At 56.1% G+C, this 13,851-nt stretch carries 9 protein-coding genes; 7 read left to right on the forward strand and 2 right to left on the reverse strand.

Annotated features, from left to right (window positions below; translation table 11 throughout):
- On the forward strand, positions 1-1,314 hold the full coding sequence (locus tag QEV83_RS18270; RefSeq protein ID WP_280129073.1) for an FAD/NAD(P)-binding oxidoreductase: 1,314 nt from the start codon (positions 1-3) through the stop codon (positions 1,312-1,314).
- Between the two features lie 71 nt (positions 1,315-1,385).
- Complete coding sequence (locus QEV83_RS18275; protein ID WP_280129074.1) at positions 1,386-1,742, forward strand: carboxymuconolactone decarboxylase family protein; 357 nt, start codon at positions 1,386-1,388, stop codon at positions 1,740-1,742.
- A 932-nt stretch (positions 1,743-2,674) separates the two neighbouring features.
- On the opposite strand, the gene QEV83_RS18280 is transcribed toward QEV83_RS18275, so the two are convergent.
- Positions 2,675-3,712, reverse strand: coding sequence for an MBL fold metallo-hydrolase (locus QEV83_RS18280; protein ID WP_280129075.1), 1,038 nt, complete (start codon positions 3,710-3,712; stop codon positions 2,675-2,677).
- 456 nt (positions 3,713-4,168) lie between these two features.
- Complete coding sequence (locus QEV83_RS18285; RefSeq protein WP_280129076.1) at positions 4,169-5,941, reverse strand: hypothetical protein; 1,773 nt, start codon at positions 5,939-5,941, stop codon at positions 4,169-4,171.
- Between the two features lie 434 nt (positions 5,942-6,375).
- On the opposite strand from QEV83_RS18285, the gene QEV83_RS18290 reads away from it, so the two are divergent.
- The 5 genes from QEV83_RS18290 to QEV83_RS18310 all read left to right on the forward strand — a co-directional run bounded on the left by QEV83_RS18290 (position 6,376) and on the right by QEV83_RS18310 (position 13,443).
- Complete coding sequence (locus QEV83_RS18290; RefSeq protein WP_280131138.1) at positions 6,376-7,131, forward strand: response regulator transcription factor; 756 nt, start codon at positions 6,376-6,378, stop codon at positions 7,129-7,131.
- Positions 7,118-8,482 carry a HAMP domain-containing sensor histidine kinase gene (locus QEV83_RS18295; RefSeq protein WP_280129077.1) on the forward strand — a complete coding sequence of 455 codons (1,365 nt, stop codon included), beginning with the start codon at positions 7,118-7,120 and terminating at the stop codon, positions 8,480-8,482. Before QEV83_RS18290 ends, QEV83_RS18295 begins: the two co-directional genes overlap by 14 nt.
- A 116-nt stretch (positions 8,483-8,598) precedes the next feature.
- Complete coding sequence (locus QEV83_RS18300) at positions 8,599-11,760, forward strand: efflux RND transporter permease subunit (protein WP_280129078.1); 3,162 nt, start codon at positions 8,599-8,601, stop codon at positions 11,758-11,760.
- The gene (locus QEV83_RS18305; RefSeq protein WP_280129079.1) at positions 11,757-12,965 is read left to right on the forward strand and encodes an efflux RND transporter periplasmic adaptor subunit; all 1,209 of its coding nucleotides are present in this window, start codon (positions 11,757-11,759) and stop codon (positions 12,963-12,965) included. Before QEV83_RS18300 ends, QEV83_RS18305 begins: the two co-directional genes overlap by 4 nt.
- Positions 12,966-13,167: 202 nt before the next feature.
- On the forward strand, positions 13,168-13,443 hold the full coding sequence (locus QEV83_RS18310) for a hypothetical protein (RefSeq protein ID WP_280129080.1): 276 nt from the start codon (positions 13,168-13,170) through the stop codon (positions 13,441-13,443).
- The last annotated feature ends 408 nt before the right edge of the window (positions 13,444-13,851 follow it).

Consider the following 13,851-nt stretch of genomic DNA (forward strand, 5'->3'; position numbering starts at 1 on the left):
ATGACTGAGATTGTCGTATTAGGCGCAGGAATCGGGGGAATATCAATGGCCTATGAGCTACGCGCGCTCATCGGTCGCAAGGCCAATATTACGCTTCTGTCGGATTCGGAGTGGTTTCACTTTGTGCCGTCCAACCCATGGGTGGCGGTCAATTGGCGGAAGCCGGAAGACATCAAGGTTCATCTTCCCAACATCTGCAAAAAGTTGAAAATTGGCTTCGACGCCACCGGGGCAAAGCATGTGCTGCCGGGAGAAAATGCAATCGAACTCAACGATGGCCGCCGCCTGACTTACGATTATCTCGTCATCGCCACTGGTCCGGCGCTGGCATTCGACGAAATCGAGGGGCTTGGCCCGGAGCAAAACACTGTTTCGATTTGCCATGTTGATCACGCAAAGGAAAGCGCCGAGAAATGGGAGCGTTTTTGCAAGAACCCAGGCCCGATCGTCATCGGCGCCGTCCAGGGCGCATCCTGCTTTGGGCCGGCCTATGAATTTGCGCTTATCGTCAATGCGGATCTTCGCAAGCGAAAAATACGGGACCGCGTGCCAATCACCTTTGTTACGTCCGAGCCCTATATCGGCCATCTTGGCCTCGGGGGCGTCGGAGATACCAAGGGCGTTCTCGAATCGGCGTTTCGTGACCGCGATATCAAATGGGTCACCAACGCAAAACTCGACCGTGCCAACGCTGAGTCCGTAGACGTCACAGAGGTGGGGGAAGATGGACAGCCGAAGCGGCAGCATAGTTTCCCTTCCAAATTCACGATGTTCATCCCAGGGTTTCGCGGGGTCTCCTGCATGATGGGAGAGGACGGAAAGGGTCTCGCCGGTCTCGCCAATCCGCGCGGCTTTATCCTCGTCGACAAATGCCAGCGCAATCCGACTTTCAAGAACATCTTTGCGGTCGGCGTTGGCATCGCCATTCCACCCTTCGAGCCGACTCCTGTCCCAGTCGGCGTTCCGAAAACCGGATATATGATCGAATCGATGGTCGCCGCCGTCGCCGAAAACATTCGCGACCTGATCGCTGGCAAGCAGCCGCGCAGCGAAGCGACTTGGAACGCCGTCTGCCTCGCCGACTTTGGCAACAGCGGTGTGGCTTTTGTCGCCGTGCCGCAAATCCCGCCGCGCAATATCAACTGGACGGGCGAAGGGTACTGGGTCCATTTGGCGAAAGTCGCTTTCGAGAAATATTTTCTGCGCAAGGTCCGCAAGGGCTTGGCGGAGCCGTTTTACGAACGCCTGATTATGAAGGCTATCGGCGTCAACCGGCTGTGCCCCGAACCGCCACCGGCGTCCAGCGCCGAGTGACAGAGTAAGCGCGCGGCAAGTCCGCGTGCTCGGGTCGCACCTGTCAATCTCCAGAACTAAGGAGCGTCACCATGAATAAGAACTGGCTTGGTATCACGACGGAGATGTCGGCGGCGGTCAAGGAACTCCATGCCGGAACACCAAATGTGATGAAAGGGTTTTCGGCCCTCGCGCGGGCGGCATTGGAACCGAAGGCGCTTGATATCAAAACCAAGGAATTGATTGCCCTTGCTATTTCTGTGGCAACCAGATGCGACCCTTGTATCGCATTCCATGCACAGTCCGCGGTAAAACAAGGAGCTTCCCGTGACGAAGTCATGGAGGCCATGGGAATAGCGATCTATATGGGCGCTGGTCCTTCGGTCATGTATGCCGCGCAAGCGGTTGAGGCGTACGACCAATTCAGGATCCCAGTGCCTGTCGACTAACAACGACACAAACGCCAGTCTCGAAAAGTTTGCTACGGTGTTTCTTTGTCGGCATGGTTGCTTAAGTGCAACCGAAAAAATCCGTTACGACAAGGAAGCTTATAAAACGCGCAATGTCAGCAATCACTGCTTCTGCAGGAGTAAAGATTGATGCCGTATATTGCTCGACGTCATCGACTGTTTCTCTAGTCAACGTCTGAACCGCCCACGAGCATCGCTGTAAGCCGTAGCCGGACCGGATAAGAGCGAGAATTGCCTAGAAAAAGCGAAACGGTTGAGGACCTAATGTCCGCAATCCGATCCCTATACCGCTCGCCAAGGGATCCAGCAAAGAAAGGCACTAAAGGCATGATACTCACCCCGGAGCTAATAGGATTTGCGATCATTTCAATTCTGCTAATTTGCATAGCGGTATTTGGTGCCAGATTGAAATAAGGAGCTCGCGATTTTCCTACCAGCCTCGAAATATAGCCGTTCTCTTTCAAGATGAGGGTCGGCCAAAACATCCATTTCGGTATAAAACGTGCAGTGTACCTAGCAATCTATTGCAGTGGTGGATTGCGAGCTGCCGGCGAAATGCCAGCAAAGCATCCACGGCAGTGCCTGGCCAAGACAATGAACGATAATTTAGGCTTACTTGCATGCGGACATTAATTTACATCGGAATTCTCAGTGGTGGCTTGGCGCTCGGCTGGCTTCTGCCGAATGAATTTGTACCCCAGTCTTGGCGCATCCCACTTGCTGCATTTCTGATAGGAGCGGGTATTGCGCTTGCAGTGGCTGCATTTTGGTAAGCAATGAATCGCCTAAACGTTTCTTCGAGCCCTGATTTTGCTTCCAGCTTCATGCGCGCCGAACGATTTCACGTGGAAATTCGATTATCGGATCAAGAACACCTCGCCCAACGAATACCCCTAAATGACCAGCACGTGCTACCGCGCCAGCGGCCCATTGGCCTTCTTCCACGCATCGATGCCCCCTTGTATGTGACAGGCAGTCTTGAGGCCGGCGTCCTGCGCGGCTTGTACTGCCATCGCCGAGCGCTCGCCGAATGCGCAGTAGAACACAATTCGCTTGCCGGTCGCCGTGACTAATTCGTGCAGGATGCCGCCGGCGCCGACGTTATCCTGCAAATCGGGATAGGGCGCGTGCAGCGAGCCGGGAATGGTTCCTTGCCTTTCGCACTCACTCTTCTCGCGCAGGTCAACAATCGTGATGTCAGAGCGGCCGCACAACGCAACCGCCTCCGCGGCCGAGATCGCCCAACCCTTGCGCGCGATCTCGTCCTGGTGGAGACCTACTTGCATGTTGGCTGGCACTGCCACATCCATCATCTTTGGATCCGGCAGCTTCAGATTATTCATGATATCGATATATTCGTTGACCGACCCCACCTTGAGCCGCGGATTGAACAACTTTTCCTCACCGATAGTCGAAACAGTGTCGCCTTTGTAGTCGTGTGCTGGATAGACGAGCGTCTCGTTTGGCAGCTTGAGCAGCTTGCCGAAGATCGAATAGTATTGCGCGCGTGCGCTACCGTTCTGGAAGTCCGTGCGGCCGGTGCCGCGGATGAGTAGTGTATCGCCGGTGAACACTCGGTCGCCCATCAGGAACGAATACGAATCATCGGTGTGCCCCGGCGTGTAAAGCACATCTAGGCTCAATCCTTCGATCTCGATGCGGTCGCCTTCCGTCACACGCATGGAGACGACGTCGGCATGCGTTTGCTCGCCCATCACCGTGATGCAATGAGTGCGGTCGCGCAGCGCACCCAGTCCGGTGACATGGTCGGCGTGCAGATGCGTATCGACGGCCTTGACCAGCTTGAGATCAAGCTCACGTACGAGCTGCAGATAGCGGTCGACTTTTTCGAGCACTGGATCGATGACCAGCGCTTCGCCGCCATGCCGACTGGCGATGAGATAGGTGTACGTCCCAGAAATGCTGTCGAAAAGCTGGCGGAAAATCATTGGCGGCTCCGTTCCACGAACCTTTTTACGGGCCTGCGGCATGATTCGGGTCGCAGCGCCTTCCAGCCTAGTCGGGGAAACTTCTGGCGTCCTTGTCACTGACTGAGCGGGGATAGTCACGTCCTCGCTTGCTGCCACTTCATGGGCGCGGCGACCTTGCACTTAGCTGTAAGCTGCCGCGAGTGAACTCAGCACCTCGATGATATTGCACCCCATGTAGACCAAAGTCAGTTTGATCTTCTTGTCCGGGCCAACGACGCAAACATTGCGCACGGTCTGATTGCCGGCCGTTGTACTTGCGTCTCGCGGTATTAAGATACGAGTTGGGTACAAAACGCCCAAGCAATGGCTTTGTTCCAGCGGAGATAGTGATTGGAAGATTTTTGCTTCGTCCAAATGAAACGGGCCGGCCGGTTAATACTCCGGCCCGTTCAACCCGCACCGAAGCTTGTGCGCTTAGAATGGATAGTAGCGCAAGCTAGTAAGGAACGTGTTTGCGTTGCGCTCCGGTGATCCGGCGAAGGCTAGGCGTGCCTCCGGTCCCCCGAAGCCAGCAAATCCGAATTTCTGGGTGAAGGAATATTGCAACCCGCCCGCCAGCCGGCCAAACGGACCCTTATAGATATTCTCCCAGAAGCCTATTGTTGCCTGACGCACCAAATCGGGGTTGCCGGTGCAAGCGGCGCCGACAAAATCTTCAATGTTGCATCCGTTGTTGACAAACTGCGGATTGCCCCAGCCGAAGGGCGCATGGGCACCCGGCGTTGAGAATCCGAAGTGGGAATTTTGGAATTCCTCGCCGGCATAGGCATAGATGTCCAACTCAGGGAAAGCGTGCCAAACCGCGCCCGCGAGCAGCATCGTTTCTTGGATCGCGGAGAGGCTGCCATCGGAGTTATAGGTCACATCCGGGAATTGCGACGTACCGTAGCGGCCGATTCCACGCCCGGTCATGCCAGAGAATTGTAGCTCCAACGTCTTCGGAATCACCGGGATGAGGATCGAACCGCCGACTCCTTCTCCCACGGTTTGATTGTTGTGATTGAGGAGCCCGGTGCCGAATGGGAACGCGGCGGACCCAAACGGATAGATCACCCGGTTGGTGAACTGGCGGAAGATGCCGAAGGCTTCCATATGGATGGTGCGATCGAAAACGGTCGGTTCCCATGCGACCTTGCCGATAATGTCGGGCATCTGGCTGAGGTTAATCCCATTGAGCGTGTTGAACAGCGATCCGCCAACCACGCCGGTCTGCGGGAAGCCGGGAAGGGGAATACCGGCCACCCCATTGATGATGACGCCGCCATCTGGCAGCACAGGCGCGGTCCCGCCGATCGTCGTCGCGGGATTTTCCGCCGACAGTGCGAACCACAAAGTCTTGTCGAAGTCTTTCACGACTCTGATCTGCGGCTGGCGGGTCCAGACAAAGCCCGGAACGTACTGCGCGTCGATCGTCAGAGGGATATCCTCTTGCCGCGGGGTAATGCCCTTGGTGTTCATGGTCGCCAAGGACCATTCCTGCCCGGCAAGCAGATGAGCACCAAAATCGTCGTTGTCCACGGTCAAGTAGAGGTGGCGGATGCGAAGGTTGTAGGAATTGCTTTCATTCGAGTTGGCGGTTCCTGCCGCGCCGAGAAAGTCCATCTCGCCATAGCCCGCCAGATGGGTCGACGGGTCAACGTCGCCTTGCGCGATCAATGAGGCGCGGCTTTGGCGGGCAGAGAAGCGGAATTCTGTGGAATGACTAGACGGAACGAAGTCGAACGGGATGTTTGTGTATGGCGGCGATCCGATATCGGCGCCGATGAACGGGTTGCGAGTTACGCTTTCCAGGGCCAGAAAGCCGCCGGGTGTAATCGTGATCCCTTTGTAATAAATGGTTGAGGGTCCAAGGGTGGGCAGGCCGCGAACCGCTGTCTCGGTACCTGTGAGCCCGCCGGGTCCTGGCTGCGGCGGAACACCAATACCGACGGGATAGAGATAGGGAGCGGGTGCCGGTGCTGGTGCAGGCTGCGCCGCCGCTTGGCGGAGTTTTTCCTGGGTCTGCTTCTCCTTGCGCCCTTGCTCGGCGACGCGCTGCTCCAGCTGCTTCAGTCGCTCCTTGAGCAACCGAATCTCGGTTGCCGTGTCATCGGCATGGGCCGAGAAAGACTGGCAGGCGGTCAGAGCGCCCAAGGCCATCGCCGCGACAGCACTCTTATTGTCTCGTTTCTGGGCTCGAATTTTCATGGCTTGTCACTCCTTCACCTCGACTTTGGATGAAAAGAGTTTTTGGCCGAGGACATGACAGTTCAACGTCATCTGAGCCATTGAATATTAAATCAAATTTTAATTAAATAATCGCGTCTGACCAACCTATTGAAGAATAAAATGTATCAAGATTTCGCCATAATCCGCCCGAAAGCACTTCCAATAAGACTGTGCCAAATCCATCACATTTTGCCGGTCTCTGTTTGGGCGCCATCTCAGACAACAGCCGCTGCGCTGCGGCCCGCCGATATCTGAAATGAATTTCATGAAACTTGTTTTATGAAAACCCCGTATAAATATTCATTAAATCTTCCAATATTGGCTATTCGCTGAGCATTGCCGGTGCCGACGAAAACACAGCAATTCAAAGGTCGCGAGACAGTGAGCCGTCACCGCCCGGATGAGGAATGCCGATGCCGATCCTGGAACATCTGATGAAACAGCAGCAAGAACTCGGAGCCGGACAAGCTTCGGAGACCAGCTCTTTTCAAAATGTGCCTGTCCTCCTCATCGAAGATGACCCGGATATGGCGTGGGAAATCACCAATGAGTTGACGAGACTAGGCTATCACGTGCTTACCGCCGAAACGGACATGGAAGGGCTTGTTGCCGCCCGCCGCGATCAGGCCGCGCTTTTGATCGTCGATCGCATGCTCAACGGGGTCGATAGCCTTTCCATGATCGAGACCCTCCGCAATGAAGGCATACGGATTCCGGTTCTGGTCGTGAGCGCGCTTGCTTCCGTCGATGAGCGTATTCGAGGACTCAAAGCGGGCGGAGATGACTATCTCATAAAGCCCTTCGCGATGGACGAGCTCGCGGCACGCGTGGAAGTGCTCCTGCGCCGGTCGAACGACTCCCGTGCTATCGTCCTTAAAGTAGGGCCGCTCAGGCTGGATTTAATCGACCGTAGCGCCGTCCGTGGCGAACGCATGCTCGATCTCTTGCCGACCGAGTTCAAGCTCTTGGAATATCTTATGCGCCATGCCGGTCAAACCGTGACCCGAACGATGCTTCTGGAGGACGTTTGGCATTATCGCTTTCTGCCGCAGACGAATTTGGTGGACGTTCACATCGGCAAGTTGCGGCGCAAGGTCGATTTGGATGGCGACGCACCGCTGATTCGTTCCGTTCGCCGTTCCGGCTTTATGCTCCATGTGGGCGATTGACCTTTTCAAGGCAGCGACGTTCCGTGTCGCTGTCTTTTTTGCGCTTGCGGTGACTGCCTGCACCTCCGTGGTCTTTCTTTTCATTTACTGGCAGGTCGCAATCTTCGACATCAATCGACTGGACGTCATATTGGTGGGAGAAGTCGCCAGAGCTATCGCGCAACCCGAAGACCGCGTTCAGCGTGAACTGGAGTTGCGATTTACAAGTGATTTGCGCAAACTGGACTATGCGGCGCTCTTCGACAAGGGCGGAAAGCTTCGGTACGGCAATGTCGATGCGATACCGGCAGGTTTGCCGATCGATGGCAAGGCCCACACTGTTCAAGCGCGGACCCCTCGCGGCACTATGAGAATGGAACCCGCGGTCTTTGTCGCGGGGAAGAGACCGGACGGCGGCATCGTTTTGCTTGGCCGAAGTCTTTACGAAGTTTATGCTCTTCGGCAAGTTGTTATCAAAGCACTTGCCATTGGCATTGTGCCCGCGATCCTTCTGGCGCTTGCCACTGGGACAGTATTCAGTTTGCGTGCCACCCGCAGGCTCAAGACGATCAACGAGACAATTGTCCGCATCATGCGGGGCGATCTTCAGGAAAGATTGCCGACGCATGGCAAAATGGATGATCTGAACTATGTGGCGAGCGCGGTCAATCTCATGCTTGATGAGATCGTCCGGCTTCTTAATCAGCTCAAGAGCGTCGGCGACAACATCGCGCATGATCTGCGCGCTCCGCTCGCGGTTATGCACGCCAAGCTTGAACGTGGTCTCGCGGGACAATCCGATCAGGACCTACGCATCGCGGCCAAACGGGCGCTCGGCGACCTCGACCATGCGCTTGCCACCGTCTCCGCCCTTCTAAGAATTTCGGAGATTGAGTTCGGACGGCGGCGAAGCGCTTTCACAAGCCTGAACCTCGCGGAGGTTTGTGCCAATGTCTTTGAACTTTACCAGCCTTTAGCGGAAGCGAAGGAGATTGGCTTTACGCTCGAAGTGCCGGAGTCACTCCCGATCCTCGGCGATTTCGACCTCTTGGTCGAAGCCGTCGCCAACCTCGTCGACAATGCGATCAAATTCACGCCGCGAGGCGGCTTCGTCGCGGTCACGGCTAAGCCGCACCTGGCCGGGTTTCTCGTTCGCGTGTCGGACAATGGGCCGGGTATTGCGCCCTTCGAGCGGGAGCAGGTCTTCAAAAGATTCTATCGCGCCAAAAATTGCCGCGATATCCCTGGCACGGGCCTCGGGTTAAGCATGGCGGCGACGATCGCCACCCTTCATGGCTTTGATCTCCGTGTCGAGGACAATCAGCCGGGCGCCGCCTTCGTGATATCTCCCCGCCAAGTGCGAAGCGCATAAATTTTTTTATAATAAACCTCGCGGCAGAGGAGGTGTATCACCATCGCGATGCTGGCTTCCTGAACGCAGCAACCCGCCGGCGCAATGTAGCAAACCGCGAGCGAGGCACCTCACATATGCTCGCCATCGTGCGATTGGCGCTTCGGCGTCCCTATACATTCGTGGTGATGGCAATCCTAATTGCGATTTACGGGACGCTCGCCGCGATCCGGACGCCGGTCGATATTTTCCCGAATATCGGCATTCCGGTCATTAGCGTCATATGGAGCTATACCGGCTTGCCCCCCGACGATATGTCGGGTCGCATCATCTATTTTTATGAACGTTCCTTGACCACGACAGTCAATGACATCGAGCATATCGAGTCGCAGTCGGTCGCCGGTTATGGCATTGTCAAAATCTTCTTCCAGCCGACAGTGGACATCAATGCCGCGCAAGCGCAGGTCACCGCTGTATCGCAGACTGTCCTAAAACTGCTTCCCCCTGGCGTTACGCCGCCGCTCGTGTTGACCTACAATGCGTCAAGCGTCCCCATCATTCAGGTGGCCCTTTCCAGCGATACGCTGTCGCAGGCAAAGCTCAACGATTTTGGACTGAATTTTATCCGGCCCCAGCTTGCCACCGTGGCGGGGGCGGCCTTGCCGTCGCCTTACGGCGGCGTGGTGCGGCAGGTACAGGTCGATCTCGATCAGCGCGCTTTGCATTCCTATGGTCTATCTGCGGAAGATGTCGGCATTGCTCTCTCCGCGCAGAACCAGATCACGCCTGTCGGCACCGAGAAAATCGGGAAGTTCGAATATATCGTCAATCTCAATGATTCCCCGAAACGAATCCAAGAATTTAATGATCTTCCGGTCAAGGTCGTCAACGGCACCGTGGTCTATATGCGCGACGTCGCCTATGTCCACGATAGCGCGCCGCCGCAGACCAACGTCGTGCAACTCAATGGCCGTAAAGGCGTTCTTATGACGGTGTTGAAGGCGGGGTCCGTTTCGACCCTCGACATCATCGCCGATGTCAAAAGGCTCTTACCGGTCATCGCCCAGTCAATGCCGGACGGTCTCGAAATGAAGCTCGTCGGTGACCAGTCCGCCTTCGTAAGATCGGCCGTCGGAACCGTGATCCAAGAAGGCCTGATCGCGGCCACGCTGACCGGTCTCATGATCCTCCTTTTTCTTGGCAGCTGGCGCTCGACACTCATTATCACCGTTTCGATCCCGCTGGCGGTCCTTGCGTCACTGACCGCGCTTTCCGCCCTCGGTCAGACCATCAATGTCATGACGCTTGGCGGCTTGGCACTTGCGGTGGGTATCCTTGTCGATGACGCGACGGTCACGATAGAAAACATCAATTTCCACATCGATCATGGCACGCCGGTCGAACCGGCTATCCTCAATGGCGCCCGGCAAATTGTCGTCCCCGCGACCGTATCACTCCTTTGCATTTGCGTCGCCTTCGTGCCGATGTTTGGGCTCAGCGGCGTGTCCGGTTATCTCTTTCGGCCGCTCGCGGAAGCCGTGGTTTTCGCGATGATCGCGTCCTATGTTTTGTCGCGCACCCTGGTGCCGGTCATGGCGAAATATCTTTTAAAGCCGCACCGGCACCCGCCGCTTGGGGAAGACTCGGCTGTCCCCTTCTCAGCGGCGAGTGGCAATGTGCTGGTGCGCTTTCAACACCGTTTCGAACATCGCTTCGAGCAGGTCCGGAATTCCTATCGCGGTCTCTTAAGCCTTGCGCTCATACACCCGGTTTGGGTTGTCGGCGGATTTCTTGGCGTAGCGGTGCTTTCTCTTGGCCTCGTGCCTTTTCTGGGCCAAAATTTTTTCCCAGAACTGGATGCTGGCGCGATCAAGATTCATATACGCGCTCAGACAGGCACGCGCATCGAGGAGACGACGGCTTTGTCCGACCGCGTCGAGGCGATGATCCGCACGGTCATTCCGCCAGACCAGCTTGCAAGCATTGTCGACAACATCGGCATGCCGGTCAGCGGCATCAATCTTTCTTACGGGAATTCCGGAACGATCGGTGTATTCGACGCCGACATTCTTATTTCTCTGCACGAAGGGCGCGTTTCGACGTCCGAGTACGTCAAAATCCTGCGTGAAAAATTGCCGCGTGCTTTTCCGGGAACCACATTTGCCTTTCTTCCCGCGGATATTGTCAGCCAAATATTGAATTTTGGCACACCGGCGCCGATTGATGTTCAGATCACGGGAAATGATTTGAAAACCAACAGGATTTATGCGGAGAAGTTGCTTGGCGAAATCAAACATGTGGCGGGCGTAGCCGATCCACGCATTCAAGAAGCCTTTCAGGCGCCTGCCTTGAACATCAATTTCAACCGCTCGCTCGCCGGCGTGGTTAGGCTGACCGAACGTGATGCTGCGCAAAGCATTCAAACGACGCTGTCCGGCAGCACGCAGACCGCGCCGACTTTCTGGTTGAACCCGCACAACGGCGTATCGTATCCAATCTCCATTCAGACGCCGCAATATCATATGGATACTCTGGGGTCCTTGAAGAACCTGCCGGTTTCAGCGAGCCAATCGGCACAGCTGCTAGGCGGTCTCGCGGACATCACGCCCGAACCCGTGAACGCGGTCGTCTCGCATTACAACATTCGTCCCGCGATCAACATCTACGCAACGACGCAGGGGCGCGATCTCGGCGCCGTCACGGCCGGCATCGAAGAACGCATCGAGTCCATGAAAGTGGAGCTCCCGAAGGGCGCCCGCGTCGTAACGCGGGGTCAGGTGGTCACGATGGAGAGCGCTTATAGTCAGCTCTTTTTTGGCCTCGGTTTTGCGGTCGTGCTGATCTATCTCTTGATCGTCGTGAATTTTCAATCGTGGCTCGATCCATTTGTGATCATTATGGCGCTTCCCACCGCGCTCGCGGGAATCGTCTGGATGTTGTTCCTGACCCATACGACCCTGTCGGTTCCGGCGCTCACCGGCGCGATTATGTGCATGGGTGTGGCAACCGCCAACAGCATCCTTGTGACCAGCTTCGCACGGGAAGAGCTGGCGGAGGGAGGGGATGCGGCGAGGGCTGCATTGGCGGCGGGCAGTACGCGTTTCCGGCCTGTCCTAATGACGGCTCTGGCCATGATCATCGGCATGCTGCCCATGGCGATCGAACCTGGACAAAACGCGCCGCTTGGCCGCGCCGTGATTGGCGGCCTGATCTTCGCGACCTGCGCGACGTTGATATTTGTTCCAGCGCTTTTCCGCATCATGCACGGCCGCGAGCCGCTTAAGGTGGAGCAAGAATGATTGAACCCATCTCCGCCGTCGCACCCCGCCGGCTTCGATTGATCGGCTTTGCTGCAGGCGTCGCCGCGATTGGTCTTGCCGTCTACGGTGTTGCCGATCGTGCAAAAAGCAAGCAAGAGGTTGATGTTTGGACAAATGAACAGGCCATTCCGACCGTCAAACTGATTAAGCCTAAGCTTGGACCAAGCGAAGGAGAACTCGTCCTTCCAGGCAATGTCAGTGCATTCTATACCGGCAGCATCTACGCGCGGGTGAATGGTTATGTGAAAGATTGGTATGAGGATATTGGTGCGCATGTCAAAAAAGGGCAGGTGCTGGCGGTTGTCGATTCTCCCGATCTTGACCAGCAGCTCGCTCAGGCACGCGCGGATCTCGTGAGGGCGCAGGCCAATCAACAATTGGCCAATGTCACCTACGAGAGATGGGAATCTCTTTCCAAGAAAAACATCGTATCGCAGCAAGCGAAGGACGAAAAATACGGGGACGCGATGGCCAAGGCTGCCGATGTGCAGGCCACCCAAGCCAATGTGGCCCGGCTCGAAGCGATGATATCCTTTAAAAACCTGACGGCGCCGTTCGACGGAATCGTGACCGCCCGCTCCCTCGATATTGGGGATCTCGTCGATGCGGGGGGCAAGAGTGGTAAGGCCTTGTTTGTGGTGTCCGATCTCCATGCCATGCGCATCTATGTCAATGTCCCTCAGGCATTTCTCCGCGACCTGAAGGAGGGGCTTAAAGCGACCCTACAGCTCCCCGGCATGGACGAAACATTCGAGGCTTCGCTTCTCACCACCTCCAATGCGGTTTCTGAGCAGTCACGCACCGCGCTTGTCCAACTGCTGGCGGACAATCACGCTGGTAAGTTGTGGCCGGGCGCTTTTGCGATGGTTCATTTTCACATTCCAACCGACCCGAATATTTTGCGCATACCGGCCACGGCCTTGATCTTTGGGCCACGTGGGATGCAGGTTGCCAAGGTTGAACCGCACAACAAAGTTATCTTGAGCAAAGTTCAACTCGGCCGCAATCTCGGCAATGACGTGGAGATCGTGTCGGGTGTATCTCTGTCCGACCGGATCGTTGATAGCCCGCAAGAGACTCTTGCATCCGGCGACAAGGTGCGGATCGCGGATGTTCCCGGCCAAGGTGCGACGGCCCGCCCAATGGAGCAAGCGTCACGCGCGCCGGTGGCGAACGGCATGTAATCTCACGCCATGACTCGGCGGCCTATGATTTTCGCGGATAACCCACAGGCGATCATTTCTGAAAATACTTTTATAAAACAGAATATATGAAAATAGTTTTATACTATATCTGTATAGTATACCGCGATCCAGCGCTTATAATACTGTTGTCGCTCAGTTACTGACAAGCGAATACTGAGCCTGATAAAACTGGAGAAGTGTCATGAAAATTTCTAGCAAGCCTGCAAACACGCGGCGCAATGCTGCTGTGATGGGGATTGCCGCCGCCGCCCTGGCCGCCTCACTCGGCATGGCTGATGCCCAGCAGGTCCCTCGATACCCCACCTATCCCTACTATGGCACCTATAATAATGCAGCGCCGCCGCCTGCTCTTTCACGCTGGGACCGCGCTCGTTTCGATCGTTCGGGGACGCGGGGCTGCGAGGGTTTGGGCGCGAGCCCTCTGCGCCCAGAAGGTCCTGGTAACGTCTCTGATTGATCGGCAATTCTTCGATATGAGGCTCGTCACGGCTGTGCATCTGCTGAGTCAGCAACATGACCCGAAGAACCGCCAATATCGTGGCGTCCATCGCCTGTCTCATGCTTTGCGTTCCAAGCCCCGTGCTCGCAAGGCACCGCCATGAGGGGTATCGCCGTAATTTTGTGATGCGGCGAACTCCCAAGTTTATCCCTCCTAGGTTTATGCGTTGTGAGGACAGAGCCATCGCGAACCGATACAATCCGGCTCCGCCGGATTTTACCGTCCAATATGGTTGTATCGAACACCCCGAAATGATGGGCGGAAGCCTCGGAGCGATGCTCCGAGGAGAAAACCCAGCCGCCGGCGCACTGCCATGATGACAGAAGCCTCCCTTCGATCCGTACGCAAGAGGAGACGCCGTGCTTT

The organism is Methylocapsa sp. D3K7 (assembly GCF_029855125.1).
GTDB lineage: Bacteria > Pseudomonadota > Alphaproteobacteria > Rhizobiales > Beijerinckiaceae > Methylocapsa.